The 25941-nt window shown below is 69.3% G+C and carries 20 protein-coding genes; 9 read left to right on the forward strand and 11 right to left on the reverse strand.

Features of this window, described 5'->3' with window-relative positions; genetic code table 11:
* Window positions 1-21: 21 nt before the first annotated feature.
* The 6 genes from OR37_RS11565 to OR37_RS11590 form a co-directional block, all read right to left on the reverse strand.
* Entirely contained in the window at window positions 22-1335 is a 1314-nt protein-coding gene (locus OR37_RS11565; protein ID WP_004619895.1) for a DUF5690 family protein, read from the reverse strand.
* A gap of 157 nt (window positions 1336-1492) precedes the next feature.
* On the reverse strand, window positions 1493-2065 hold the full coding sequence (locus tag OR37_RS11570; protein WP_004619896.1) for an HD domain-containing protein: 573 nt from the start codon (window positions 2063-2065) through the stop codon (window positions 1493-1495).
* Window positions 2066-2104: 39 nt separating this feature from the next.
* Window positions 2105-3031 carry a LysR family transcriptional regulator gene (locus OR37_RS11575; protein ID WP_004619898.1) on the reverse strand — a complete coding sequence of 309 codons (927 nt, stop codon included), beginning with the start codon at window positions 3029-3031 and terminating at the stop codon, window positions 2105-2107.
* Between the two features lie 94 nt (window positions 3032-3125).
* Window positions 3126-5831 (reverse strand): TonB-dependent receptor, encoded by a 2706-nt coding sequence (locus OR37_RS11580; protein ID WP_004619899.1) that lies wholly within the window; start codon window positions 5829-5831, stop codon window positions 3126-3128.
* Between the two features lie 281 nt (window positions 5832-6112).
* Window positions 6113-8032, reverse strand: coding sequence for a M61 family metallopeptidase (locus OR37_RS11585; protein ID WP_004619900.1), 1920 nt, complete (start codon window positions 8030-8032; stop codon window positions 6113-6115).
* Between the two features lie 59 nt (window positions 8033-8091).
* Window positions 8092-10881 carry a TonB-dependent receptor plug domain-containing protein gene (locus OR37_RS11590; RefSeq protein WP_004619901.1) on the reverse strand — a complete coding sequence of 930 codons (2790 nt, stop codon included), beginning with the start codon at window positions 10879-10881 and terminating at the stop codon, window positions 8092-8094.
* A 278-nt stretch (window positions 10882-11159) separates the two neighbouring features.
* On the opposite strand from OR37_RS11590, the gene OR37_RS11595 reads away from it, so the two are divergent.
* The 6 genes from OR37_RS11595 (at window position 11160) to OR37_RS11620 (ending at window position 16183) form a co-directional block, all read left to right on the forward strand.
* The gene (locus OR37_RS11595; protein ID WP_004619902.1) at window positions 11160-12170 is read left to right on the forward strand and encodes a cyanophycinase; all 1011 of its coding nucleotides are present in this window, start codon (window positions 11160-11162) and stop codon (window positions 12168-12170) included.
* Window positions 12160-13230 (forward strand): isoaspartyl peptidase/L-asparaginase family protein, encoded by a 1071-nt coding sequence (locus OR37_RS11600; RefSeq protein WP_004619903.1) that lies wholly within the window; start codon window positions 12160-12162, stop codon window positions 13228-13230. The genes OR37_RS11595 and OR37_RS11600 overlap by 11 nt, the downstream gene beginning before the upstream one ends.
* Before the next feature lie 30 nt (window positions 13231-13260).
* A complete protein-coding gene (locus OR37_RS11605) occupies window positions 13261-13710 on the forward strand; it encodes an Lrp/AsnC family transcriptional regulator (RefSeq protein ID WP_004619905.1) in 450 nt (149 codons plus the stop codon).
* Between the two features lie 101 nt (window positions 13711-13811).
* On the forward strand, window positions 13812-14147 hold the full coding sequence (locus OR37_RS11610) for an Lrp/AsnC ligand binding domain-containing protein (RefSeq protein WP_004619908.1): 336 nt from the start codon (window positions 13812-13814) through the stop codon (window positions 14145-14147).
* Between the two features lie 45 nt (window positions 14148-14192).
* Entirely contained in the window at window positions 14193-15197 is a 1005-nt protein-coding gene (locus tag OR37_RS11615; protein ID WP_004619909.1) for a DUF1611 domain-containing protein, read from the forward strand.
* A complete protein-coding gene (locus tag OR37_RS11620; RefSeq protein ID WP_004619910.1) occupies window positions 15197-16183 on the forward strand; it encodes a dipeptide epimerase in 987 nt (328 codons plus the stop codon). The genes OR37_RS11615 and OR37_RS11620 overlap by 1 nt, the downstream gene beginning before the upstream one ends.
* A gap of 13 nt (window positions 16184-16196) precedes the next feature.
* Here the strand turns inward: OR37_RS11620 and OR37_RS11625 are convergent, their stop codons facing one another.
* A complete protein-coding gene (locus tag OR37_RS11625) occupies window positions 16197-16706 on the reverse strand; it encodes an Lrp/AsnC family transcriptional regulator (protein WP_004619914.1) in 510 nt (169 codons plus the stop codon).
* Between the two features lie 165 nt (window positions 16707-16871).
* On the opposite strand from OR37_RS11625, the gene OR37_RS11630 reads away from it, so the two are divergent.
* A complete protein-coding gene (locus tag OR37_RS11630; protein ID WP_004619916.1) occupies window positions 16872-18404 on the forward strand; it encodes an N-acyl-D-amino-acid deacylase family protein in 1533 nt (510 codons plus the stop codon).
* Window positions 18405-18502: 98 nt separating this feature from the next.
* Here OR37_RS11630 and OR37_RS11635 read toward each other — a convergent pair whose 3' ends face one another.
* The 4 genes from OR37_RS11635 to OR37_RS11650 are packed head-to-tail and all read right to left on the reverse strand — an operon-like array spanning window position 18503 to window position 23580.
* Window positions 18503-19519: a 2-oxoadipate dioxygenase/decarboxylase family protein gene (locus tag OR37_RS11635; protein WP_004619918.1), complete on the reverse strand. Its 1017-nt coding sequence runs from the start codon at window positions 19517-19519 to the stop codon at window positions 18503-18505.
* A gap of 11 nt (window positions 19520-19530) precedes the next feature.
* Window positions 19531-21054: an L-piperidine-6-carboxylate dehydrogenase gene (gene amaB / locus OR37_RS11640; RefSeq protein ID WP_004619920.1), complete on the reverse strand. Its 1524-nt coding sequence runs from the start codon at window positions 21052-21054 to the stop codon at window positions 19531-19533.
* Window positions 21051-22478, reverse strand: a complete 1428-nt coding sequence (locus OR37_RS11645) for an FAD-binding oxidoreductase (protein ID WP_004619921.1) — start codon at window positions 22476-22478, stop codon at window positions 21051-21053. The genes amaB and OR37_RS11645 overlap by 4 nt, the downstream gene beginning before the upstream one ends.
* A gap of 1 nt (window position 22479) precedes the next feature.
* Window positions 22480-23580 (reverse strand): saccharopine dehydrogenase family protein, encoded by a 1101-nt coding sequence (locus OR37_RS11650; RefSeq protein WP_004619923.1) that lies wholly within the window; start codon window positions 23578-23580, stop codon window positions 22480-22482.
* A gap of 120 nt (window positions 23581-23700) precedes the next feature.
* On the opposite strand from OR37_RS11650, the gene OR37_RS11655 reads away from it, so the two are divergent.
* Entirely contained in the window at window positions 23701-24132 is a 432-nt protein-coding gene (locus tag OR37_RS11655) for an Lrp/AsnC family transcriptional regulator (RefSeq protein WP_004619924.1), read from the forward strand.
* Between the two features lie 53 nt (window positions 24133-24185).
* The gene (locus OR37_RS11660) at window positions 24186-25814 is read left to right on the forward strand and encodes an ABC-F family ATP-binding cassette domain-containing protein (protein WP_004619925.1); all 1629 of its coding nucleotides are present in this window, start codon (window positions 24186-24188) and stop codon (window positions 25812-25814) included.
* Window positions 25815-25941: the final 127 nt, after the last annotated feature.

The following is a 25941-nucleotide window of genomic DNA, read 5'->3' on the forward strand; positions in this document are numbered from 1 at the left end:
CTCTCCCGGGTTAGGGCGGGTTCAGATCAGGGCGGGGGCGGCCGCGCGCGGCGGCTGGGCGACGCGGCGGAACGTGTTGAAATGGAAGTGGAGCAGGGCCAGCAGGGTGGCGACGCCGACGACCAGGGCGACCAGGTAGCAGGCGCCGAGGAAGAAGCTCAGCCAGCTCAGCTTGACGCCCAGGCTCTTGACCAGCAGCAGCGCGACGCTGCCGCCATAGCCCGAGGCGTCGGTCAGATACATGAAGAAGGCGGCGTTGCCGGGAATGCCCATCGCGGCGGTCAGCCGGTCGGCCAGCACGGCGTTGAAGGGGATGTAGCCCATATAGACGCCTGCGCCGACGCCGATCATCCAGGTCATCGCGCCGATCCAGTGGAGCTGCAGGGCCAGGGTGGCGGCGGCGATCAGGGCCGCGCCGGCCAGGATCATGCAGAGATAGGCGATCACCGCCGTGCTGTTGCGGCGGATCCAGGCGGTCGCGCCGAACAGCGCCAGGATGAAGGCCGCGATCGGCAGCTCCGACAGGGTGAACAGCGCCGGATTGCCGTCGTAGCCCAGGCCATGCCACAGCTCGACGGCGAAGTTGTCGCGGAAATCCCGCAGCGCGGTCAGGGCCACATAGGCGACGATCAGCAGGGCCAGGCCGATGCCGGCGCGGGCCCAGAAGGCGCGCCGCTCGGCCTTGGGCATCGGCCCGCGCGGCATCCGCTCGGCCCGGTCGCGGGCGTCCGGCGGCGGCGTCTGGGACAGCAGCCAGACCGACAGCACCAGCAGCGGCAGGAACAGCGCGCCGGTCGCCGCCGGCATCCAGAACTCGGGAACGCCCCAGTTGTCGATCAGCGAGCGGCCGGCCGACTTCACGACGCCCGACGAGACGATGAAGCTGAGGCAGAGGCCGGTGCCGAGCCATTCGGAGCTGCGGCGCCCCTCGACATAGCCGAACACCAGGCCCCAGATCATGCCCAGCGGCAGGGCGCTGAAGAAGATCGCCACCACCTTCAGCGGGGCGGGCAGGATCGCGAACAGCACCAGCGAGACCTCGGAGGCGCCGATGAAGCCGAGGATCATCCAGGCGCGATCCTGGGGTCGGGCCTCGCTGATCATCTTGATGCCGATCGCCTTCGACAGCGCGTAGCCGATCACCTGGGCGACGACGATCGTCACCTTGAAGTCCAGCGCTGAATGCCAGCCGGGCGTCGCCGCGTAGCTCGCCACCGCGAACGGCTTGCGGAACGCGTACATGCAGAAATAGGTGGTGAAGCTGGTCAGCAACGCATAGGCGGCCACCCAGGCCGGGCCCGCCCGGCTGAGCATCCGCGAGATTGGCGATGGCATGTCGGTGTCCCTGCTCGGTCCGCGGTCGCGGTCGCGGGCGCGCGCCAGGCTTGGCGGCGACGCGCCCGCGACGTTGAATTGCGTTAGATTATGAAATCACATTCCGTATAACTAAAGAATATGATGTCATGATGACGCCGAGGGTCCGGCGCCTGGGTCAGGCCGCCTGGGTCAGGGCCGAGGTCAGGTGGCGGTCCAGGAAGGCCTCGATGGGGTCGGGGCGCGCGTGCTTGTCCTTGGCCAGCTCGTCGATCCGGCGAAGGGCGACCGCCGCCTCGGCGTGGGGCTGGGCCAGGAAGGCCGCCTGTTCGTCGGCCGACATCAGGCCCCCCTGCAGCACCAGCGACAGCAGCGAGTCCCGCGACAGCGTCGACAGATAGCCAGGCGCGGCCGAGCAGAGGTAACGCTTGGCCGCGACGTGCAGGCGGATCGGCGCGGCGACGGTCTCGGGGAAGCGCTCGGCCACCCAGTCGGCGCCCAACTCCTCATGCCGGTCGTCGATGCCCGCCTCGGCGGGCGCCTCGCCCAGATCGTGCACCATGTGGCCGACGTCATGCAGCAGGCAGGCCATGACCATCGCCGACGACAGGCCCTGGGCTTCGGCGTGGGCGGCCGACTGCAGGGCGTGGGCCAGCTGGGTCATCTCATAAAGTCCGTAGGCGCGTTCGCCCAGGCCGAGATACAGGCCGCGAATTTCCTCTCGCAGCGCTTCCGAAGGCGACGACGTCATAATTTATACAAATCCAAATCAGGTTTTGATTTTGGATGTTTATATTTCGCCGCCGCCGCCAGCAAGCCCCAGAAACGCGCCCAGAGCGGGAATCTCGGCGCTTTCGCGCAGCGAGACGAGATAGACGCCGGCCGTGCGCCGGAAGCCGCGGATCGGCAGGGCCTTGAGGCGTCTGTCGCTGCCGGTTTCGCCCTCGAGAATGCAGGCGAAGCCGATCCCGCACGCGGCGGCTTCCTTGACCGCTTCGCGGCTCTCGAGCACGAGGGCGGTGGTCGGCGTTGCGCCGACCCAGGCCAGCGCCTGTTCGGTCAGCGCGCGGGTGACCGAGCCCTCCTCGCGCAGGATCAGCGACAGTCCGGCCAGCTCCTTGACGTCGATCGCCTCGCGCTGGGCGAAGGGGTGATCGGCGGGAACGACCAGGTTGAGCCCCTGTTCGCGCAGCAGATGGCAGGCCAGGCTGTTGTCGGGCTCCAGCATCGAGACCATCGCCACGTCGACCCGACATTCGATCACGTCGCGGATCAGGGACTGGGTGTTGCCCAGCCGCGTGCCGATTTCGATGTCGGGATAGGTGCGGCGATATTCGGCGATCAGCGGCATCGTGAACGGCGGCGTGGAGAAGCCGATCACCAGGCGGCCGCGCTTGATGCCGCCGAACAGCCGGGCGGTGGCCTCGAAGTCGTTCATCCGGCTGATGACCAGGCGCGCGCGGGTGTAAAGCTCGCGGCCGACATCGGTCAGGCTCTGGTCGTGAGACCGGCGGTTCAGCAGGCGCGCTCCGCACGCCTGTTCCAGCGCGTTGATCTGGTTGGAGATATTGGGCTGCGACACGCCCATCGCCGCGGCCGCGCGCGAGAAGGAGCCGTGATCGACCACGCCGACGAAGGCGCGCAGCGCGCCGATCGACAAACCGCTGCCCTCGCGACGACGGGAAGCGCGTTCGGAACGAGGGTCGTCGCCGGTCATCGCGAGCTCATAACCAAAATTGATGATGGGCTCTTTTAGTCGGTTCTGGGGGCGCGGCAACACCCACGCCCCCAGGCTGTATTCGAGGTTTTCGCTAGAATGTCACCGACAGAGACAGCGCCGCCTGGCGGCCGGCGCGGACGATCTGCGGCACGGTTTCGGCGTCCCGGCCGACGGTGCGGTAGAAGCTATAGTTGTCGAGCAGGTTGCTGACCGTCGCCGCCAGACGGACCGACGGGGTCGGCAGATAGGCGAACGAGGCGTCCAGCGAACGGGTCGATTGCGTCCATTCGCTCATCAGCGCGCCGCCGGTGGTCCCGAACTTGTACTTGCTGAGCACGCGCCCGTTGAAGTGATAGGAAAGGCGCGCCTCGAACTTGTTCGGATTGAAGAAGATCGCGGCGTTGTAGAGAGTCCGGGGCGTGCCCGCCATCGGCTGGGTCGGGTCGGTGGTCGGGTCCAGCAGCCGCGCTTGCGAGCGCTGCAGCGTCACGTTGCCGGCCACGCCCAGGGCCGACAGCGCGCCCGGCATGTCGCGGAAGCGGTACTCGCCGTCCAGCTCCAGGCCATAGACGTGGGCGCGGCCGCCGTTGACGGGCTTGCTGACCGTCGTGTCGTTGGTGACGATCGCCGGCGTGCTGCGATAGTCCGTGCCGCGATCGTACATGTAGTCGTTCATGTCCTTGTAGAAGGCCGCGACCGCGACGCGATAGACCGGTTGGGTCCGCTCCCACGACACGTCGTAGTTGGTCGAGGTCATCGGCCGGAGGTTGGGGTTGCCCTCGGTGACCGAGAAGGTGCCGTCGGTATTGCGCTTGACCGTGCGCCCGCCGCCCAGCTGGAAGAAGGCCGGACGCGAATAGCTCCGCCAGATGGCCGCGCGGAAGACGCCGGCGTCGTCGCTCCGCAGCACCGCGTGCAGCGACGGCAGGAGCATGTGATAGGCGCTGCGGTTGGTCTGGAAGCCCGAGACTTGGCCGGCGCTATTGGCCTTCGACCAGAAGCGGTTGTGGATGACCGTGTCCTCGTAGCGAACGCCCGGCTGGATCTCCAGCGCGCCCCACCGCATCCGTGTCAGCGCATAGGCGGCGGCGACGCTTTCATTGCCGGCCAGCACGTTCTTGTAGCGCGAGTCCGGCGACAGGGTGACCGCCGCGGCGGCGTTGGCCGCCAGCCGCGTCAGCTCCGCCGCGTCGCCGGTCGGCAGGGTGTAGGGGTAGCGGTCCTTGTCGGCGATCACCTGGCCGTTGAACAGGCTGCTGGTGGCCAGGGTCGCGTTCAGCGGCGCGAAGTCGATGTTGGAGTAGTCGACATTGTCGCTGTCGCGGTCGCTGCGCGTGAACTTCGCGCCGGCCGCCACTTCCTTGAACAGGCCGTCGAGCGCGTAGGCGGCGTCGAACTTGCCGCCATAGACCTTCGCCGATGAGGTGGCGGCGGTGTATTCGCCGCTGCCGACCTGATAGGCGAACAGGCTGTTGTCGTTCAGCCGCGCCAGCTGGGCCGCGCTGAGCAGCGGGATCGGGTAGCGGTCGCGATAGGTCACCTGGAACGGACCGTTCAGGTCGTTGGCCGCGCTGGCCAGGAAGGTGATCTCGGCGTGGTCCGGGGCGGCGCTGAGGCCATAGCTGTAGAAGCCCGAGCCGCTGAGCTTCAGACGGCCAAGCCGCGTCTCGCCGCCCAGCTGGACCGAGGAAAGCCGCGCGTTCGACGGCGCGGTCTCGAACCAGTAGTGATATTCGCCGTCGCTCTCGCCGTTCTGGTACAGCCCGTCCGGGCGCAGCACGGGGGCCGGATAGTTCCCGGCCTGAATGCCCTTCTGATAGATCTGCTGGGTGATGTCCGAGCGGGCGTGGGTCGCCTTGAGCCACAGGCTGGCGTTCTCGCCCTGCCAGTCCAGCGACAGCGCCCCGCCATAGCGCAGCTCCTCGCCGCGGCTGAACTGGGCGTTGACGCTCTTGAGGATCAGATTGTCCTGGCGGCTGAAGCCGTCCGGATTGGTTCCCTGCTTGCCGACCGACACCGCGTAGCCCCATTGCCCGCCTTGGAAGTCGAGCATGGTCGAGGCGAAGCGGCGCTTGCCGTAATAGGCCGTGGCGTAGACGCCGAACGCGTCGCCGGGGCCGAACTGGCGGGCGAATTCCGCCTGGCCCAGATAGGATCCGGCCGGCGCGTGATAATCATGGGCCAGCGGCGAGTAGCCGCCCTGCAGATAGACCCGATTGTAGCGCTTGCCGAAATCGCGGGCGACCGGCGTCTGGAAGTCCAGCGTGCCGCCCACCGCGTCGCCGTCCATGTCGGCGGTCGAGGTCTTCGACACGGCGATCTGCTTGAGGCCGATCGGCGGCAGCAGGCCCAGCGAGATGTTGCGGCTGTAGGGCATCCCCTGGGCGGCGTTGGCGCCGTTCAGCAGGTTGACGTTGTACGACCCCGACAGCCCGCGGATCGACACGAAGTTGCTCGTGCCCCGCCCGGCGCCGTCGATCCCGCCGTGGTTGCCTTCCGACGGCGACAGGCCCTCGGTGGCGCTGACGGAGATGCCCGGCGTGCGGGCCAGGACGTCGACGACGTTGGTGTTGGGAATGGCCAGCATCTCGGCGGCCGAGATGGTGGTCGTCTGGCTGACGTCGTTGGGCTTGTCGCGGCCGGCCTTCGCGCCGAGAACGACGACCTTGTCGACCTGATCGTCAGGGGCGTCGGCGGCCCAGGCGAGGGCGGGCGTGCAGGCGCTGGCCAGCAGCGTCAGCACGGCGAGCGAAGGGGCGGCGCATCGCTGCGCTTTGCCCGGGAAATAGGGCGGCATGAAGCGGTTCCTATCTGGTGAGAAGAAGGACGAGCGGAGGCAGGGCCGGAAGCGTCGGCTTCCGGCTAAAAATTGATATTAGTTATGACAACGAGAGTTCTATAATTACAGATTATGATGCTTTGTTGACAGCGAGGCCGCGAACCCGTGTCGAAAAGCGCGCGTGGGCGCGCGCCGGGGCCGGGCCGGCTTCGGCGTCCGTTCGCTTGTCGGGAGCCGCGCGGGCTCCAGAGCGCGTCAGGCTTAAGTGTGAGCGGCTAAACCGCTCGAACGCGCTGGCTCTAGCGCGGCGACAGGATCTGGGTCAGTCGGTCCGGTTGGTCCGTCAGGCGCTTCAGGCGCGGATATTTCAGGCCGCCGTGATAGGCGATCCGCACGATCCGCGCCTTGTCGTCGGCCTTGACGGTCAGGACGATCGGCGGCGCGCCGGGCCTGGCGGCGGCGGTGATCGCCGCTTTCAGGGTCTCGGGGGCATAGGGCTTGCCGCCGACCTTGACGATGTGGGTCCCGGCGATGACGCCCGCCTGGAACAGCGGCCCGTCCCACAGGACCTCCTTGACCGCGCCGTCCCAGCCGATCTCCCCGCCCAGCGAGAAGGTCAGCAGGCTCGACTTGGCGTCCCTTTCGGTGGCGCGGATATAGGCCGACGGGCGGGTCTCGAAGGCCACGGTCCAGCCCGAACGGGTCAGGCCGTCCATCGGCGCGTGGTCGTGGGCGTCGAGGCGCGCGTTCAGGAAGCTCGCCCAGTCGTAGGGTGTCACCGCGTTCAGGGCCGCGACCACGTCCTCGAACTGGTAGGTCGAGACGGTCATGTCGCCGTCGTCCACGCCCAGGAAGGCGCGGGCGAAGTCGTCCAGCGACTTGGCGCCCTCGGTGCGCGCGCGGATCAGGGTGTCGACGTCCAGCCAGACCAGCTGGCCTTCCTCGTAATAGTCCAGCGCCCGCAGCCAGCTGGTCGACCCCGTGCCGCCCACCGAATTGATGATGTAGGCGTTGGTGGTGTCGCGCAGCGCGCGCCAGCAGCGGCCCGGCGTCGCCTGGGCGTTGGCCGCGATCAGGGCCAGGCGCTGGCGCATCTGGTCGGGCGAGAACAGTCCCGACCGCGTGGCCAGCGTGTCGCCATAGTACTCGGTCAGGCCCTCATAGACCCAGAGCAGGCTGTCGCGCATCGGCGTGGTGTAGTCGGGCGTCCAGAGGTCGGCCGGACGCCGGTGCTTGCCGTTCCAGGCGTGGACATATTCGTGGGCCAGGATGTCGCGGCCGTTGAACGCCGTGTCCCAGGCCGTGAAGTATCCGCCGGAGTTGTAGCCGTTCTCGCTGGACCTCTGGTGCTCGGCGCCCAGATAGCCAGCCGTGGGATTGAGGCTGAGCAGGAAGTCGTAGTGATCGAAGTTGCGCGCGCCGCCGAACAGCTTGTCGGCCTGCTGGACCAGGCGGCGGTGCGTGTCGATCTGGGCCGGCGTCGCCTTCAGGTCCTTGGGCGCGTCCGCGAACACGCTGAGGCGAACGGGCCGGGGCGAGCCGGGGTCGAGATCGAACTCGGCCTTGTAGCGCCCGGCATAGACCGGGGAATCCATCAGGGATTCGAAGCTGGTGACGGCGAAGCGCGTGGTCGCGCCGGTCGTCTCGGCGCCGTCCAGGGCGGTGGCCAGGCGCCAGCCCTCTGGAATGGTCAGGGTGGGCCTGACGCGGATGCGGCCGACCGCGTGGCCGGCCGGATAGAGGGCGACGGCGGTCCATTTCAGCAGCACCAGGTTCGGCGTCACCGCGATCCGCACCGGACCGCCGGGCTGGGCCGTGGGCTGTTCCAGTCGAACGGTCAGGGCGCGGACGCCGTCCGGCACGTCGACGTGAAAGGCGGTCATCTCGACCGGATCGCGCCGCCATTCGAGGCGCTGGCCGGTGTCGGTCGTGATCGTGAAGCCGCTCATCAGCACGATCTGGGCGCTGGGCGAATGCTCGCCCGGGATCCATTTGGGCAGGGACAGCACCAGGGGACCCGGCGTGACGGGTAGGGTCTCCGTGACCCGGAACACCTTGCGCGTCGTGTCGCTGACATCGACCTTCAGGTCGATGACGCCGGGATAGTCGACCGCCCGCGCCTCCGGGATCGGCGGCGTGGGCGGGGCCGGGCGGGGATCGGCCCGCGCCGGCGACATCGACAGCGCCAGGCAGGCGGCCAGGAAGAGCTTCGGCGTCATGGACACTCCCGCGCGAAGGGATGGAGCGGCCGCCGGCGCGACCGCTCCGGACCGCGCCATCAAAGGCCGCTGGCGCCGCCGAACTTGTGGGTCAGCTGCAGGTAATAGCTGCGCCCGGTCGCCGAGAACCACGAGGTGTCATAGTACGGATAGCCCGAATAGGTCGGGTCGCGCGGCGGCTTCTGGTCGAACAGGTTGTCGACCGCCAGGCTCAGGCGGGTGCGATCGGTGAGGTCATACTGCACCGTGCCGTTGACCATGTAGGTCGCCTTGGTCCAGCCGTCGTTGTTGTAGTTCGGGATCCGGCTCAGGCGCTGGCCGTGCAGGCCGACGCTGAGGGCGTTGAGACGCCAGTTGATCGAGGCGCTGCTCTTGGTGCGCGGAATGTCGTAGCCGCTGTCGAAGGCCAACTCGTTCTTGATCGGGTCGCCCGGATACTGGCGGCTGGTGTGATTGTGCACCCAGGTGTGGGCCAGGCTGAAGTCGAAGACGCCCAGCGCGCTGGTCGGCAAGCGATAGTGCGCCGCGACGTCGATGCCCGTCGTGCGCTCGGTGGCGACGTTGATCGGGTTGATGGCCACGCTGCTGATCGCGCCCGGATTGATGGCGGCGGTCAGCGGGTTGCGCTTCACGCGGGCCAGGGCGTCGACGCAGGTCGGCGAGCCGACGCTGACCGGCGTGCCCGCCGAGGTCTGGCCGATCCGGCAGTCGGCTTCCTGGCGCAGGACGCTGTCCAGGCTCATGTCCAGCACGGCGTTGTCCAGCTGGACCCGGAAGTAGTCGACCGAGATGTCGAAATTGCGCACCGGCGACCAGACCGCGCCGTAGTTGAACGACTTGGAGGTCTCGGGCTTCAGGTCGAGATTGCCCAGGCGCACCTTGACCAGGCCCTCGTCGGCGTAGCTGCAGTCGCCGATGTCCTGGCCGGGCTGCTCGACGCGGCAGCGATAATAGTCGGTGCCCGAGGGGTGGCTGATGCCCTCCTTGGCGAAGACATAGTGCAGGTCGGGGGCGCGGAAGCCGGTGCCGTAGGCGGCGCGCAGCAGCAGGGTCTTCATCGGCCGCCACTCGACGCCGCCGTTGTAGGTGAACTTGTCGATCGTGTTGCTGTCGTACTTGTAGCTGTCATAGCGGCCGGCGGTGGACAGCTCGACCGTGCTCAGCAGCGGGGCGCGGAATTCGTAGCCGGCGCCCCAGTGGTCGCGGGCGCCCGACCCGTCGGCGTCGCGCAGGTGATAGTAGTAGTTCACGGTGGCCAGCGGATCGAGGCCCAGCTTGTAGGACTGGTGGCCGTACTCGGCGACGGCCGCGAAGCCGACCGGACCTGCCGGCAGGCGGAACAGTTCGGCCTGGTTGATCTGGAACGACACGCCCTGCTGGCGCGCGACGGGCTCATAGGTCGTGCGCGCGGTGATCGAGTCGTACTCGGCCGTGGTCAGCGGTTTGTAGAGACGCGCCGGATCGGCGTTGAAGATCGCGTAGCCGGTGTCGGGATCCACGCCGAGCTGCGGACCCAGGAAGAAGGCGTTGGCCTTGGCGGCGACCACCTTGGGCCAGCTGATCGACGAGCGGTACTGGCTGAAATTGTAGAAGGCCTCGTAGTTCCAGCCGCCGCCCAGCGCGCCCTTGACGCCCGGGGTGATGCTGAAGGTGCGCGAGACGTTCTTGATGAAGCCGTTGTTCAGCCCGCCCATTTCCTCGGGCGTGAAGTTGCGGTGCCACTCGTCCAGCCCGCCGCTGAACTGGTTGTAGAAGATGCCGTCCTCGCTGCCCTTGGCGTCCTGATATTCCCAGTTCAGCACGTCCTGGAACTGCCGGGTGCGGCTATAGCCGGCCGAGATGTCGGCGAAGAAGGACAGGGTGTCGCGCGGCGCGTAGTTGAGCGAGGCGACGACATTGGCGCTCTTGCGCTCGCTGACGATGGTGCCGTAGCCGATCGAGCTGTAGCTGCCGCAATAGAAGCCCGGATCGCCGTCGGGACCCCAGCCCGGCCGGCTGGCGTACTCGATCGAGCCGTTGTTGAGCCTCGACAGCGCCTTGCAGGTGTTCGCGCCGGGATCGACATAGACGTCCTCGGACGGATCGATCCGCAGGAAGTCGCGCCGCGCGATCGCGGTGCGGCGGCTGGGGCTGTCCTTGGTGCTGTCCTGGATGGCGCGGTCGTAGGCCCACATCGGGTGCTGGTCGACGAACTCGCCGCCGATCGCGAGGCTGAAGTCGCCCTTCGAATAGCCGGTCGAGACATTGACCCGCTTGCTGGCGCCGCCGCCGTGCTCATAGTCGCCGAAGGTCACGTCGACGGTCGTGCCGTCGACCTTTTTCTTCAGGTTGAAGTTGACCACGCCCGAGATGGCGTCCGAGCCGTAGACCGCCGAGGCGCTGCCGCTCAGCACCTCGATCCGGTCGATCATGCCCAGCGGGATCGACGAGGTGTCGGTGAACGCGCTCTTGCCGTTGTAGGGCAGGGGGAAGTCGGCGATGCGGCGGCCGTTGACCAGCACCAGCGTGTGGTTGGGGCCCAGGCCGCGTAGGTCGACCTGCTGGGCGCCGGGGGTCCAGTCCATGCCGCTGGACGATTGCTGGGTCTGGGTCTCGCCGCCGTTCTGGGTCAGGGAGCGCATGACGTCCGGCACGCTGTTGAAGCCGGCGGCCTTGATGCTGTCGCTGGTGATCACCGTCACGGGCGCGGGGCCCTCGGTCGCGATGCGGGGGATGCGGGAGCCGGTGATCACCAGCGCCTCGACCGCGTCGCCGTTGCTGGACGTCGTCGTCTGAGCGTTGGCCTGGCCGATGATCATGAAGCCGGCCATGCCGGCCAGCGCGCTGGCGCGAAGAAGATGCGTCTTCATCCTGTCCCCCTTTTTTGTTGCGTCGTCGGTCCAGCCCCGGGGCGCTCGAGCCCCGGCGCCGCATGGGAATTGGCCCCATTTGGATCGCGACTTTCTCAGATTGGAAGTCGGAAAAGTCATTTTGTCAAAACTTATGGACATATTGCGCACATCGTGCAGCAATTTGGTCATAAAGCCGGCAAGGTCGGGCGGCTTGCTGTTTTCGACGGTGGAACGCGTTGTCACCGCTCGCGAAAGCCCGTCCGGTGACTAGGCTGGGGGCGAACGGAGGAAACCGAATGGCTCGATGGGGAACGGCGGCGGCCATGGCCGCCTTGCTGCTGGGCGCGGGCGCCGCGAGCGCGGCGATTCCGGCGGGACCCGACGCGGTCGGCCCGGGCTACGAATATTATCGGATCGGCGACGTGAACGCGCCGACGCCCGGCAAGACGGGCCCGCTGCTGGGCCTGTTCGGCGGCGGCGACTGGCCGGTCGCAGCCTTCCGGCAGTTCGTCAAGCAGTCGGGCGGCGGCCATATCGTCGTGCTGCGCGCCCGGGGCGGTCGCGAGCTGCAGGACGAGATCTACAACGACGTCGGCGGCGCGGCCTCGGTCGAGACCCTGGTGATCCACGACGAGGACGCCGGTAACGATCCCAAGCTGCTGGCGATCATCGCCCACGCCGACGGAATCTTCTTCGGCGGCGGCGACCAGAGCAACTATGTGCGGGCCTGGAAGGGCTCGGCGCTGAACAAGGCGCTGGACGCCCACGTCAAGGCCGGCAAGCCGATCGGCGGCACCAGCGCCGGCCTGGCGGTGCTGGGCGGCTACGTCTATGGCTGCCTGGACTCGATCAGCCTGACCTCGCCGGACGCCCTGAAGAACCCCACCGGGCCCAGCGTGACCCTGGTGCGCGACTTCCTGCACCTGCCCTATCTGTCCAAGGTCATCACCGACACCCACTTCGACAAGCGCGATCGCCAGGGCCGGCTGGTGACCTTCGTCGGACGCCTGATCCAGGAGGAGAACGACCCCTCCATCACGGGCCTGGGCGTCGACGAGGCCGGGGCCGTGCTGATCGACGGTCAGGGCGTGGGCCGTTACTACGGGCCGGGCCACGCCTGGCTGGTGCGGCCGCTGAAGGCGCCGGCCACGATCATCGCCGGACAGCCCTTGACCTACGCGTCCTTCCCCATCGTCGGGCTGGGTCCCGACAGCACGCTGGACTTCAAGACCTTCCAGGTCACCAAGCCCGACTTCACGATCACCGCGCGCGTGGACAAGGGAACCCTGATCCGCAGTGACCGATAACGCCCGCGCGCTCCAGACCGAGATCAAGATGACGCTCAACACCGCTCGCCGCCTCGCCCTTCTGACCCTTTGCGGCCTGGCCCTGGCCTCTCCGGCCCTTTCATCGCCGGCGGACGGCGACGCCGCGCCGAAATGGTCGCTGGCCGTGCATGGCGGCGCGGGCGTGCTCGAGCGCGGGGAACTGACCCCCGAGAAGGACAAGGCCTATCGCGCCGGACTGAACGCCGCCCTGGAAGCCGGCGCCAAGATCCTGAAGGCCGGCGGCTCCAGCCTGGACGCCGTCGAGGCCGCCGTGCGCGTGCTGGAGGACAATCCGCTGTTCAACGCCGGCAAGGGCGCGGTGTTCACGGCCGAGGGCCGCAACGAACTAGACGCGGCGATCATGGACGGCGCGACCCTGAAGGCCGGGGCCGTCGCCGGCGTCACGCGCACACGCAATCCGATCAGCCTGGCTCGCGCGGTGATGGAGAAGTCGCCCCACGTGATGCTGGCGCGCGAGGGCGCCGACCAGTTCTCCAAGGAAATGGGTCTGGAACAGGCGCCGCCAGAGTATTTCTATACCGAGGATCGCTGGAAACAGCTGCTGGCCTGGCGCAAGGATCAGCACGCCATGCTTGATCCCACCCACCTCTTCGGCACGGTCGGCGCGGTGGCCCTCGACCAGAAGGGCCACGTCGCCGCCGCCACCTCGACCGGCGGCATGACCGGCAAGCGCTGGGGCCGTATCGGCGACAGCCCGATCATCGGCGCGGGGACCTATGCCCGCGACGGGGACTGCGCGGTGTCGGCCACCGGCTCGGGCGAGTACTTCATCCGCGAAACCGCGGCGCGCCAGGTCTGCGACCGCGTGGCCTGGAAGGGCGAGACCATCCAGCAGGCCGCCGACGGGACCATGGCCTCGATCACCAAGATCGGCGGCGACGGCGGATTGATCGCCATCGACGGCCAGGGCCGGGCGGCGTTCGGCATGAACGACCTGGGCATGTATCGCGGCGCGATCTCCTCGGCGGCGCCGACGCCGCGCACGGCGATCTATGCCGACGAGCCTTCACCGCGTTGATTTGAAGCGCCAAGCAGGGGGGCTGACGGCGTGACGAAATCGGATGACCGGGGACTGGACGACTTGGACCGCCGCCTGCTGGCCATGCTGCGCGAGGATTCCCGCCAGCCGGTGACCAAGCTGGCCGGCGACCTGGGCCTGTCGCGCGCCAACGTCTATGCCCGCCTCAGCCGCCTGGAGGAGGACGGGGTGATCGGCGGCTACACCGTGCGGCTCGGCGACCCCTATGATCGACGGCTGATCCGCGCCCAGGTGATGATCAAGGCCCAGCTGAAGCACGCCAAGGCCATCGAGGAGTCGTTGGCGGCGATCTCGGAGCTTTCGGCGCTGCACGCGATCAGCGGCGAGTACGACCTGATCGCCGTGGTCGAGGCCGAGACGGTCGGCGAGCTCAACACGCTGATCGACCGCATCGGCGAGATCGAGGGCATCGAGCGGACGACCTCGTCGATCCTGCTGGCGACGAAAGTCCTGCGTTAGGGGCAAGCGCGGCGGTTTCTCTCGCCGGACCCGCCCAACTCGACGGTTTCCTGGGGAGCGCGCGGCATAAGCTGCCGCGTGAGCTTCAGCGGAGAAACCTCTTGAGCCTCGAGCGGATCGACACGGGACCGGGCTTCCTGGGCGTCGCGGCCGACGCCGGCCGCGCGCGCGCCGCGCCGCGGGCCCACGTGATGTTGCGGCTGGCGCGCCGCGACATGGCCGAGGCCGAGCGCGCCCTGGCCGACGTCGCCGGCCTGACCGCCCTGCACCAGATTTCCGGCGACTATGACCTGGTCGCGGTCGTCGAGGCCGCCCACGACGAGGCGCTGGACGCGCTGATCGCCGAGATCGCCCGCCTGCGCGGCGTCAGCGCCGCCCTGGCCTCGCGCCTGACCCCCTCCGCCAGCCTTTCCCGCGCCGCGTCGTTCGCGACCTGAAGACCGCCGCGCGCTCCCAAAAAAACGCCAACACGAGAATCCGCCGTGGACTTTCCCTATCCGTGCCTGATGTTCCTCGCCGACGTCGATCGCGTCAGCGCCAAGACCGCCCTGGGCGTCGCCTACTGGCGGCCGGACGCCTGCGTCGGCCAACTGCGCCTGCCGGGCTGCGAGGTCGATCTGGGTCTCTCCGACATGACGCCCGGCGCGGCCAAGGCCGCCGGGGCGCGGTCGCTGCTGATCGGCGTCGCCAACGCCGGCGGCTTTATCCCGCCGCACTGGGAGGCCGTGCTGATCGAGGCGCTGGAAGCGGGGCTGGACCTGGTGTCCGGGCTGCACACCCGCCTGGCCAGCCTGCCGCGCGTGCGCGAGACGGCCGAGCGCCTGGGGCGGCGATTGTTCGAGGCGCGCGAGCCCGATCCGCGCTTCATCGTCGTCGGCGAGGGCGTCAAGCGCGACGGACAGCGGCTGCTGACGGTCGGCACGGACTGCGCGGTCGGCAAGATGTACGCGGCCCTGGCCATCACCAAGGACCTGAAGGCGCGCGGCGTCAGCGCCGATTTCCGCGCCACGGGCCAGACCGGCATCTTCATCGCCGGCTCGGGCGCGCCGATCGACGCCATCGTCTCGGACTTCGTGGCCGGGGCGGCCGAGGTCCTGAGCCCGGCGGCTCACCCGGATCACTGGGACGTCATCGAGGGGCAGGGCTCGCTGTTCCACCCGGCCTATGCGGGGGTGTCGCTGGGCCTGCTGCACGGCAGCCAGCCGGACGCCCTGGTCGTCTGCCACGACGCCACCCGCGCGGCCATCGACGGGCTGGAGTCGTTCCCGACGCCCAGCCTGGCCGAGGCGATCGAGCTCAATCTGCGGCACGCACGGCTGACCAATCCGGCGGCGCGGGTGGTGGGCGTCTGCGTCAACACCTCGCGCCTGTCGCCAGAGGCCGCCGCCGACTACCTGCGCGACGTCGCCGCCCAGCTGGGGATTCCGTGCTGCGATCCCGTCCGCACCGGCGTGGCGGCGATCGTCGACGGCCTGGTCGCGGCCTGATGCGCCTGACCGCGCGCAGGCGCGTCCACGACCTGATCGAGCCCTTCGTCATCGCCCGCAAGGCCTATACCGAGGCGGTGGTCGTCGAGGTCGAGATCGAGGCCGACGGCGCGATCGGGCGCGGCGAGGCGGCCGGGGTCGACTATCGCGGCGACACGCCGGACCGGATGCTGGAACAACTAGGCGACCTTTCCGAACGTTTGGATCGTGGCGAGCGCCTGGACCGCGAGGCGCTGGCGTCCCTTCTGCCGCCTGGCGGCGCGCGCAACGCCGTGGACTGCGCCCTCTGGGACCTGGAGGCCAAGCGGTCGGGCGTTTCGGCCACGATCCGGGCGAACCTCGCGCCCCTGCGCACCCTCGAGACCTTCGTCACCCTGGGCATGGACACGCCCCAGGCCATGGGAGCCAAGGCCCGTCGCTGGACCGCGCGCTACGCGGCGCTGAAGGTCAAGCTGGGCGACGCCGACGACATGGCGCGGCTTGAGGCGATCCGGGCGGCGGCGCCGCGCGCCCGCCTGATCGCCGACGCCAACCAGGGCTGGACCCTGGCCCAGCTCAACGACCGCGCGCCGCGCATGGCGGCGCTGGGGGTGGAGCTTCTGGAGCAACCTTTGCCGGTCGGCCGCGACGACGAGCTTTTCGACTATCGCGGCGCGGTGCCGCTGTGCGCGGACGAGTCGCTGGACGACCGCGCCGATCTGGACCGGGTCGTCGGCCGCTACGCGTTCGGCAATATCAAGCTGGACAAGGCGGGCGGGCTGACCGAGGCCCTGGCCCTGGCCGACGCGGCGCGGGCCCGGGGGCTGCGGCTGATGGTCGGCTGCATGGAGGGCACGTCTCTGGGCATCGCCCCGGCGCTGCTGCTGGCCCAGACGTGCGAGATCGTCGACCTGGATTGCCCGATGCAGCTGGTCCGCGACGTCGACGGCGGCTTCGGCTACCTGGACGGCTGGCTGAGGCCGAACGGCCCCGATCTCTGGGGATAGAGCGCGTTAGGTTTCAGCTTTCCAGGTCCTGACCTGTCGCCAGCAGCGCCGCCAGGTCGAGGGCGCCTTCGCCTTTCAGCTTCTTGGTGACCGGCAGGGTGACGTAGTCGAACGAGACGTTCAGCGTGTCGAGCATGTGCTCCATGATCGTCTGATAGTGCTCGATGCCGAAGGCGGCGATGGTGATCAGATAGTCGACGTCGCCCAGCACCGCCTGGCAGCCGATGACGTTGGGCAGGTCGGCGATCCCCGCCTCGAACACCTTGGCCCGGGCGTAGGAATAGTCGGTCAGCTTGATCTGCACGACGAAGGTCGACAGCTTGGCCAGCCGGCCCAGATCGATCTCGGCGTGGTAGCCCCGGATGATCCTGGACTTCTCCAGCCGCTTCATCCGCTCCCAGCAGCGCGAGGCCGACAGGCCGACCAGCTCGCCCATCGCGGCCTTGGTGACCCGACCCTGGCGTTGCAGCAGCGCCAGGATCTTGATGTCGATCCGATCGAGATCCTTGCGCTGATCGCTCATGAGCCTTCCTTGCGGGTGTCGCCCAAAGGCTTAGCGCGAAGCGGGCGGCGAAGGTAAGCGCCCGCGCCGCCTCGCGGGAAGGCTCCTCGCGTCCGAAGGCCTCGAAACAGCGGAAACCCTCGCCGGCGCGCGCTAGAGTCCGGGCGGGCAACAGAGCGTGAGCGCATGAGACTTTCCCTTTTCGGTTCGGCCCTGGGGCTGGCCTGCCTGCTGGGGTCCAGCGCCCTGGCCTCGACCCTGATCGTCCACGCGCGCGTAGTGGACGGGACCGGCGCCGCGGCGCGGGCCGCCAGCGTCCGGATCGACAAGGACCGCGTCGTCGCCGTCGGCAAGCTCAAGCCCCGGCCCGGCGAGGCGATCGTCGACGCCAAGGGCCTGACCCTGGCGCCCGGCTTCATCGACGCCCACAGCCACCACGACCGCCAGGCCGAGAAGACGCCGGAGATGGCGATGCTGGCCGCTCAGGGCGTGACCACCATCGTGGTCGGGCAGGACGGCGAGTCGGCCTTGCCGATCGGCGCCTATTTCGACCAGCTGACCCGCTCGCCGCTGGCCGTCAACGTCGCCTCCTACACCGGCCACGGCAGCCTGCGGGCCCGGGCCATGGGTCAGGACTACAAGCGTCCCGCCACCCCGGCCGAGATGGCGGCCATGAGCGCCGACCTGGCCCGCGATCTGCGCGCCGGCTCGCTGGGCCTGTCGACGGGGCTGGAATACGATCCGGGCATCTACGGACCGCCGGAAGAGGTCGTGGCCCTGGCCAAGACGGCGGCGGCGGGCGGCGGACGCTATATCAGCCACATGCGCAGCGAGGACGTGAAGCTGGACGCGGCGATCGACGAGGTCATCGCGATCGGCCGAGACGCCAAGCTGCCCGTGCAGATCTCGCACCTGAAGATCGGCATCGTCGACCGCTGGGGCGAGGCGCCGAAGATCCTGGCCAAGCTGGACGCCGCCCGCGCCCAGGGCGTGGACATCACCGCCGACGTCTATCCCTACGGCTACTGGCAGAGCAATCTGTCGGTGCTGCTGCCGGAGCGGAACTTCGAGGACCGGGCCGCCGCGCGGTTTGCCCTGACAAAGCTGACCACGCCCGAGGGCCTGCGGATCGCGGTGTTCGCGCCCGATCCCTCGCTGGTCGGCAAGACCATCGCCCAGATCGCCGCCGAGCGGCGCGCCGATCCGGTCGAGACCTATCTGGCCCTGACCAAGCAATCGGAAGCCTACCGCTCGGCCCATCCGGAGGTCGAGCGCGTCGACGCGGTGATCGGCTCGGCCATGTCCGAGGCCGACATCGCCGCCTTCGTCGCCTGGAAGCATTCGGTGATCTGCTCGGACGGCATGACCCATGGCCTGCATCCGCGCGGCTTCGGGGCCTTCGCCAAGATCCTGCGGGTGTATGTGCGGGAAAAGCATCTGCTGACGCTGGAGCAGGCGGTTCACAAGATGTCGGCCCAGACCGCCGCCCAGCTGGGGATCGCCGAGCGCGGAACCATCGCGCCCGGCTTCCACGCCGATCTGGTGCTGTTCGATCCCGCGCGCATCGCCGACCGCGCGGATCTGGAGCATCCCAACGCCTTGGCGAGCGGCGTCAGCACCGTCTGGGTCAACGGCGCCGTCGTGTTCGACAAGGGCGTCCCGACGGCCGCGCGGCCCGGGCAGGTCGTGCGCCGGGCCGGCTGGCGGCCAGGGGGCTAGAGCATCGCGCGGAAAAGTGGACGCCGGTTTTCCGCTAAAGCGATGCGAAAACAAGAATCTAGAGCAAGAAGCGCGATGGCTTCATCGCGCTTCTTGCTCTAAGCCGCTTCCGTCATCTTGAAGATGCCCTGGGCGTTGCCGCTGTCGAACCGCAGGTCCAGGCGCTCGACGCCGTGCGCGTCGACGAAGCGGTCGCGGCTGATGAACTCGTGGAACGAGCCCGGCACGACCCGGCTTTCCTCGCCCGCGTCGGTGACGAACGCCCGCGTGACCGGCTGGGCCTTGAAGGCGGTCTGGCGCACGCGGCCCGAACCGGAGATCTCGACGGCGTCCTTGATCGGTCGGCCGAGCGCCTTCTGAGCGTCGGACACCGCCTGGACGTCGGGAACGCGGTCGGTGGCGTGGTTGAAGGCCTGGCCCTCGGTGGCGATCCAGGCGGCCTCGGCCGACTCCGCCTTCAGCGCCTCGTAGTGCTCCAGGCGGAGCGGACCGTGGGTGCGGGCGAAGGCGGCGATCACCTCCGGCAGAGCGGCGCGGGCCTGGTCCAGATCGCACGCGCCCTGGGCCGCGAAGGCCTCCAGCGCCGCGCGGGCCGCCGCGCCGAGCGGATCGGCCGACGAGTCGAACACCGCGTGGGCGATGACCTGGAAGGCCGGCGAGAAACGCTGGACGTGCAGCTCGCTGACGAAGAACTGCGGGATCGCCTCGGGCAGGTCCAGATGGGCGTAGGCCCGGCCGGTCATCTTCAGCCGGTCCAGCGGATAGACGTCGGCGACGGCGTAGCCCAGCGGCGCCAGGATGCGGGCGAAGGCCAGGTGTCCGGCCGGCAAGGCGCCGGTCGGTCCGTCGCCGAAGTCGATCGTCCGCAGGGCGCCATGGTCGAACAGGATCTTGTGGCCCTCGGCCCGACGCTCGGTCACGTAGGCCGCGCCCAGCGGCACGCGGTTCATCACGTCATGGAACAGCGCCGCGTTCAGGGCCATGGCGAAGACCGCGCGCGAGACCGGGCCGTCGGTCTCGGCGGTCAGGACGGGCGCGATGTCCAGGACGTCCAGGATCGCCGTGGCCGCCTTCTGGCCCCGGACCGAGGCGACGAGGGTGGAGAGATGCGACATGGGCAAGGTCCTCAGACGTCGAAGGTCACGCCCTGCGCCAGCGGCAGGGTGGTCCCGTGATTGATGGTGTTGGTGGCCCGGCGCATATAGGCCTTCCAGCTGTCGGAGCCGGCCTCGCGGCCGCCGCCGGTCTCCTTCTCGCCGCCGAACGCCCCGCCGATCTCGGCGCCCGAGGGACCGATATTGACGTTGGCGATGCCGCAGTCGCTGCCTTCGGACGACACGAACAGCTCGGCCTCGCGGAGGTTCAGGGTGAAGATCGACGATGACAGGCCCTGGGCCACGTCGTTCTGGGCGGCGATGGCGTCGGCCAGGTCGCCGTAGCGCATGACATAGAGGATCGGCGCGAAGGTCTCGTGGCGGACGATGTCGGCCTGGCGGTCCATCTCGACCAGGGCGGGGGCGACATAGAAGGCGTCCGGCCCGGCGATATCGACGCGGGCCCCGCCGGTGACCGCGCCGCCGGCCGCGCGGGCCTGGTCGAGGGCGGCTTGCATGGCGTCGAACGCGGCCTTGTCGACCAGCGGGCCGACCAGCACGCCGTCGGCGCGCGGATCGCCGACCGGCACGCTGGCATAGGCGGCCTTCAGGCGGGGCACGAAGGCGTCATAGACGCTGTCGTGCACGAACAGGCGGCGCAGGGTGGTGCAGCGCTGGCCGGCCGTGCCCATGGCCGCGAAGGCCACGCCGCGCAGCGTCAGGTCCAGGTCGGCCGACGGCGCGACGATGGCGGCGTTGTTGCCGCCCAGCTCCAGCAGGGCGCGGGCGAAGCGGGCGGCCAGGCGCGGGCCGACCTGCCGGCCCATCGCCGTCGAGCCGGTGGCCGAGACCAGCGGAACCTTGGGGTGATCGACCAGCGCCTCGCCCACGGCGCGGCCGCCGATCAGCAGGGCGGACAGGCCGTCGGGCGCGTCCGGGCCGAACTTGGCGCGGGCCTTCTCGAACAGGGCCTGGACGGCCAGGGCGGTCAGCGGGGTCTTTTCCGAGGGCTTCCAGACCACGGCGTCGCCGCAGACAAAGGCCAGGGCCGCGTTCCACGACCACACCGCGACCGGGAAGTTGAAGGCGCTGATCACGCCGACGACGCCCAGCGGGTGCCAGGTCTCCATCATCCGGTGCGACGGACGCTCGGTGGCCAGGGTCAGGCCGAACAGCTGGCGCGACAGGCCGGTGGCGTAGTCGCAGATGTCGATCATCTCCTGCACCTCGCCCAGCCCCTCGGACGTAACCTTGCCGGCCTCGAGGGTGACCAGGGCGGCGAGGTCGGTCTTGGCCGCGCGCAGCTCCTCGCCCAGCAGGCGGACCAGCTCGCCCCGGCGCGGCGCCGGGACCTTGCGCCAGGCCAGATAGGCCTGGTGGGCGGTTTCGATCGCGCGGCCGGCCTCGTCGGCGGTGTGTTCGCGAAGGCGCGCCAGCACCTCGCCGGTCACCGGCGAGCGGGCGGCCAGCGCGCCGCCGTCCAGAGCGGCGGGATCGACGCCCAGGCGTTCCAGCAGGGCGCGCGCGTCGGCGATGGCGGAGGGCAGGGCGGTCATCGGGACTCCTGGACTGAGAAAGGGCTGGACGCGGCGGACGCCAGCCGGACGCTGGCCGATCCGCGTCCGAACACGGCGGCCACGGCGGCCGAATAGTCTTGCACCGCGCGCGGCGTGAAGCGGTCATAGGCGGTCTGCACGGCTCGGCCCAGACCATGTTCGCCGCTGAAGCTGGCGGAAAATCCGTCGACGGCCAGGGTCAGCACCGCCTCGCGCAGGGCCGCGCGGCGGTCGGCGTCGTCCGGACCCACCAGGTTGAAGTGCACGCCGCCGTCGGCGATGTGGCCGAAGTCGCACAGCGCGTAGTCGGGGAAGTCGGCGGCCAGCATCGCCGTCGCCTCGGCCCGGAAGCGCGCCAGGTCGCGGCGGCGGAAGCTGAGATCAAAGCCGATCACCGGCCCGCTGGCCCGCAGGCCCTCGGACAGCGAATGCCGCAGGGCCCACATCTTCGTCGTCGAGCCGAACAGGGCGTCGGCCAGGGGCGCGTCGTCGCGTTCCAGCAGTCGGCCCGCGATCTGTTGCAGCGTCTCGTCCAGGCTGGCCTCGCCGTCGCGGGGCGCCCACGACCGGGTCAGCTCGACCAGCACGGCGTAGTCGGGAACGCCCCCGGCGAACGGATTGGCCAGAGTCGGCGCATGAGCGATGGCCCGGGTCATCGCCGCCCCGGACATGCCCTCGAACGCGGTCAGCATCGTTCCGGCCTCGGCCTCGAACGCGCACAGCAGCGGCAGCACCGCGTCCAGGTCGCGCGGGATCAGCAGGGCGGCGGCGGTCTGGCGCGGGCGGTGATGGACCTCGACCGTGACCTTGGTGATCACGCCGAACGCCCCGCAGCCGCCGACGAACAGCTGACGCAGCGCGATGGCGGCGTTGTCCTTGCGCAGGCCGTGCGACAGCGTCAGCACCGTGCCGTGGGCGTCCGGCAGCACCACTTCCAGGCCCAGCACGTGACGGCGCATGTCGCCGTAGCGCAGGAACCGGGCGCCGCCGGTGTTGGTCGCCGCCATGCCGCCCAGGCTGGGATCGGCGCCGAGGTCGATGGGCAGGAACAGTCCGTGCGGCTCCAGCGCCGCGTTCAGGGCCGACAGCCGCGCGCCGGCCCCGACCGTGGCCGTGCGGTCGGCGGCGTCGATCTCCATTGGCGCGGTCAGGCGGTCCAGCGACAGCACCAGCTGCTGGCCGCTGGCGTCGGGGGTCGAGCCCTCGACCAGGCCGGTATTGGCGCCCTGCGGCACGAAGGCCAGGCCCTCGCGCGCGCAATAGCCGACCACGGCCGAGACCTCCGCGGTGGTCGCCGGTCGCGCGACGGCCGCCGCCACGCCCCGGGCGTAGCGGGCCGGAGTCTCGTAGGCGGCCGGATCCGACGCCAGGCCGGCGGGACCGACCAGGGCTTCCAGCGCGGTCAGATGGCGGGCGTCCAGCACGTCAGGCGGCGAGCTCTTCGGCTTGGCTCGGGGCGTAGCGGCGCCCGAAGCGGTTGGCCAGGAAGTCGGCCAGCACAACGTCCTCCTGCCGCACGAAGCCGGCGGTGGGCAGCTTGCCCTCGGCCAGCAGGTCCAGCACCGTACAGATGCCGGCCGCCGTGGTGATCTGGATGGCGCTGCGGGCGCGGCCGCCGATCGGGGCGCCGTAGATCTTCTGGGCGTAGGTTTCCTGCATCAGCCGCCCGCCGCGCAGGCCGCTGACGCTGACGAAGACGATGACCACGTCCTGCAGGGTGGCGGGCAGGGCGTTTTCCAGGATGTCCTTCAGCACCGCGCGGCGCTCGCGCAGGCGCAGGTCGTTCAGCAGGGCCTTCATCAGGGCGGCGTGGCCCGGATAGCGGATGGTGCGGTACGACAGGTTGCGCACCTTGCCGTCCAGAGTCTCGCACAGCGTGCCCAGCCCGCCCGAGGTGTTGAAGGCCTCGTACAGCACGCCGTCGAGGGCGAACTCCTCGCGGTCCTCCAGCGGCTGGGTCTCGCGACGGACGCCGCCGACGATGGCCTCGCACGGCTCGCAATATTCGTTGATCAGGCCGTCGGTCGACCAGGTCAGATTGTAGTTGAGGGCGTTGGACGGAAACTTCGGCAGGGCCCCCACGCCCATGCGCACGTCGTGCAGTTCGTCGAAGCGCTGGGCCAGGTCATAGGCGGCGATGCCGATGAAGCCCGGCGCCAGGCCGCACTGGGGAACGAAGGCGCTGCGGGCGTCCTTGGCCAGCGCCTTGACCGCGCGCGTGCTGGCCACGTCCTCGGTCAGGTCCAGATAATGGGCGCCGGCGGTCTTGGCCGCGCGGGCGATGGCCACGGTCAGGTGGAACGGCGCGGCGCTCAGCACGGCGAACTTGCCGGCCAGCAGGCGATCCAGCGCGGCCGCGTCGGCGATGTCGACCTGGACCTTGCGCACCGGCGCGGTGGTCTCCAGCCGCTCCAGCGCCTGGGCCGAGGCGTCGGCCACGGTCACCGCGTAGTCGCCGCACCCCGCCAGCATCTCGGCGATCATCGACCCGATCTTGCCGCCCCCGACAACCACGACCTCTTTCATGCGTCTCGCTCTCCCTTGAAAGACGGAGATCCATGATGCGGGGCGCATAAACGAATTATAGTGGCGCTCCCGTCGAAATGATGGGAAATTTTCGGCGAAACGCAGGGGTGTCTTGGCGAAATGACGATCGACGCGGTCGACCAGAAGCTGCTCGACGCGCTGCGCGAGAACGGGCGGGCCTCGACCGCCGACCTGGCCCGCCGCGTGGGGCGCTCGCGCACGACGGTTCAGAGCCGCATCGAACGGCTCGAGCGCGACGGCGTCATCGTCGGCTATGCCGCGCGCCTGGCGCCGGACCACCAGCACGGCGCCGTCCGCGCCCAGGTGATGATCAAGGTCGCGCCCAAGGAAAGCCGCGCGGTCGAAGCCGCCTTGCGCGCCATCGCCGAGGTGCGTGTCCTGCACTCGGTCAGCGGCGACTACGACATGATCGCGGTGGCGGCCACCGGTTCGGTCGCCCGGATGGACGAGGTGATCGACAGCATCGGCCACCTCCCGGGCGTGGAGCGCACGACCTCGTCGATCATCCTCTCGACCAAGTTCGACCGGTAGGGCGGGCGCTCGGGGCTGGCGTTCCGCCTTCCCAGCGGGTAGCAGACCGCCCCATGATCCGCCTCGACAACATCTCCAAGCAGAACGGCCACCAGCTCCTGTTCATCGAGGCGTCGATGGGCGTCCAGAAGGGGGAGAAGGTCGGGCTGGTCGGTCCCAACGGGGCCGGCAAGACGACGCTGTTCCGGATGATCACCGGGCAGGAGCCGCCCGACGACGGCATCGTCGCGATCGATCCGGGCATGCGTATCGGCTATTTCAGCCAGGACGTCGGCGAGATGTCGGGCCAGAGCGCCGTGGCGGCGGTGATGGACGGCGTCGGCCCCGTCAGCGCCCTGGCCGCCGAGATGGCGACGCTGGAGGCGGCCATGGTCGATCCCGACCAGGCCGACCAGCTGGACGCGATCATGGAACGCTATGGCGAGGTGCTGGAGCGCTTCCAGGAGCTGGACGGCTACGCCCTGGAGGCCCGGGCGCGCGAGGTGCTGGCCGGCCTCAGCTTCAGCCAGGAGCGGATGGACGGCGACGTCGGGCTGCTGTCCGGGGGCTGGAAGATGCGCGTGGCCCTGGCCCGCATCCTCTTGATGCGTCCCGACGCCATGCTGCTGGACGAACCCAGCAACCACCTGGACCTGGAAAGCCTGATCTGGCTGGAAGCCTTCCTGAAGAATTACGACGGCGCGCTGCTAATGACCTCGCACGACCGCGCCTTCATGAACCGCATCATCGGCAAGGTGATCGAGATCGACGCCGGCCAGCTGATCACCTATTCCGGCGACCTTGATTTCTACGACCAGCAGCGGGCGCTCAGCGAGGCTCAGCGCCAGGCGCAGTACGAGCGCCAGCAGGCGATGCTGGCCAAGGAGATCAAGTTCATCGAGAAGTTCAAGGCGCGCGCCTCGCACGCCGCCCAGGTGCAGAGTCGGGTCAAGAAACTCGACAAGATCGAGCGCGTCGAGCCGCCGCGCCGGCGCCAGTCGGTGCAGTTCGAGTTCCAGAGCCCGCCGCGTTCCGGCGAGGACGTGATCAGCCTGCGCGGCGTCCACAAGGGTTATGGCGAGCGGCCCATCTATGCCGATCTCGACTTCCTGGTGCGCCGCAAGGAGCGCTGGGCCGTGCTGGGCGCCAACGGCGCGGGCAAGTCGACCCTGCTGAAGCTGGTGGCGGGCGACATCAAGCCCGACCAGGGCGCGGTCAATATCGGGGCCAGCGTCAAGATGGGCTACTTCGCCCAGCACTCGATGGACCTGCTGGACGGCGAGGAGACGATCTTCGAGTCGCTGGAACGCTCGTTCCCGCAGGCCGGGCAGGGGGCGTTGCGGACCCTGGCCGGCTGCTTCGGCTTCTCGGGCGACGACGTGGAGAAGCCTTGCCGGGTGTTGTCGGGCGGCGAGAAGGCGCGGCTGGTCATGGCCAAGATGCTGTTCGATCCGCCCAACCTGCTGGTGCTGGACGAGCCGACGAACCACCTCGACATGGCGACCAAGGAGATGCTGGTGGCGTCCCTGGCCGACTTCGAGGGCACCATGCTGTTCGTCTCGCACGACCGCCACTTCCTGGCGGCCCTGTCGAACCGCGTGCTGGAGCTGACGCCCGAGGGCGTCCACCAGTACGGCGGCGGCTACACCGAATATGTCGCCCGCACCGGCCAGGAAGCGCCGGGCCTGCATCCGGGCGGATAAAAAGGTCTATAGATCAAAAGTTTAGAGCATTTTCGCGCGGCGGGGCGGCCGCCCCCCGGCCTCTTCGCGAATTTACCGACGCGCATCGCGAAAAACGTGGGTCGCTCAACGGTGAATCCGGCTTAGA

Origin of the sequence: Caulobacter vibrioides OR37 (assembly GCF_000372645.1) — a bacterium.
GTDB classification, from domain to species: Bacteria; Pseudomonadota; Alphaproteobacteria; order Caulobacterales; family Caulobacteraceae; genus Caulobacter; species Caulobacter vibrioides_E.

Excerpts from the sequence above, each read along its gene's own strand:
- OR37_RS11565 (WP_004619895.1), bottom strand. The coding sequence starts at position 1,335 with ATGCCATCGCCAATCTCGCGGATGCTCAGCCGGGCGGGCCCGGCCTGG.
- OR37_RS11570 (WP_004619896.1), bottom strand. The coding sequence starts at position 2,065 with ATGACGTCGTCGCCTTCGGAAGCGCTGCGAGAGGAAATTCGCGGCCTG.
- OR37_RS11575 (WP_004619898.1), bottom strand. The coding sequence starts at position 3,031 with ATGACCGGCGACGACCCTCGTTCCGAACGCGCTTCCCGTCGTCGCGAG.
- OR37_RS11580 (WP_004619899.1), bottom strand. The coding sequence starts at position 5,831 with ATGCCGCCCTATTTCCCGGGCAAAGCGCAGCGATGCGCCGCCCCTTCG.
- OR37_RS11585 (WP_004619900.1), bottom strand. The coding sequence starts at position 8,032 with ATGACGCCGAAGCTCTTCCTGGCCGCCTGCCTGGCGCTGTCGATGTCG.
- OR37_RS11590 (WP_004619901.1), bottom strand. The coding sequence starts at position 10,881 with ATGAAGACGCATCTTCTTCGCGCCAGCGCGCTGGCCGGCATGGCCGGC.
- OR37_RS11595 (WP_004619902.1), top strand. The coding sequence starts at position 11,160 with ATGGCTCGATGGGGAACGGCGGCGGCCATGGCCGCCTTGCTGCTGGGC.
- OR37_RS11620 (WP_004619910.1), top strand. The coding sequence starts at position 15,197 with ATGCGCCTGACCGCGCGCAGGCGCGTCCACGACCTGATCGAGCCCTTC.
- OR37_RS11625 (WP_004619914.1), bottom strand. The coding sequence starts at position 16,706 with ATGAGCGATCAGCGCAAGGATCTCGATCGGATCGACATCAAGATCCTG.
- OR37_RS11630 (WP_004619916.1), top strand. The coding sequence starts at position 16,872 with ATGAGACTTTCCCTTTTCGGTTCGGCCCTGGGGCTGGCCTGCCTGCTG.
- OR37_RS11635 (WP_004619918.1), bottom strand. The coding sequence starts at position 19,519 with ATGTCGCATCTCTCCACCCTCGTCGCCTCGGTCCGGGGCCAGAAGGCG.
- amaB (WP_004619920.1), bottom strand. The coding sequence starts at position 21,054 with ATGACCGCCCTGCCCTCCGCCATCGCCGACGCGCGCGCCCTGCTGGAA.
- OR37_RS11650 (WP_004619923.1), bottom strand. The coding sequence starts at position 23,580 with ATGAAAGAGGTCGTGGTTGTCGGGGGCGGCAAGATCGGGTCGATGATC.
- OR37_RS11655 (WP_004619924.1), top strand. The coding sequence starts at position 23,701 with ATGACGATCGACGCGGTCGACCAGAAGCTGCTCGACGCGCTGCGCGAG.
- OR37_RS11660 (WP_004619925.1), top strand. The coding sequence starts at position 24,186 with ATGATCCGCCTCGACAACATCTCCAAGCAGAACGGCCACCAGCTCCTG.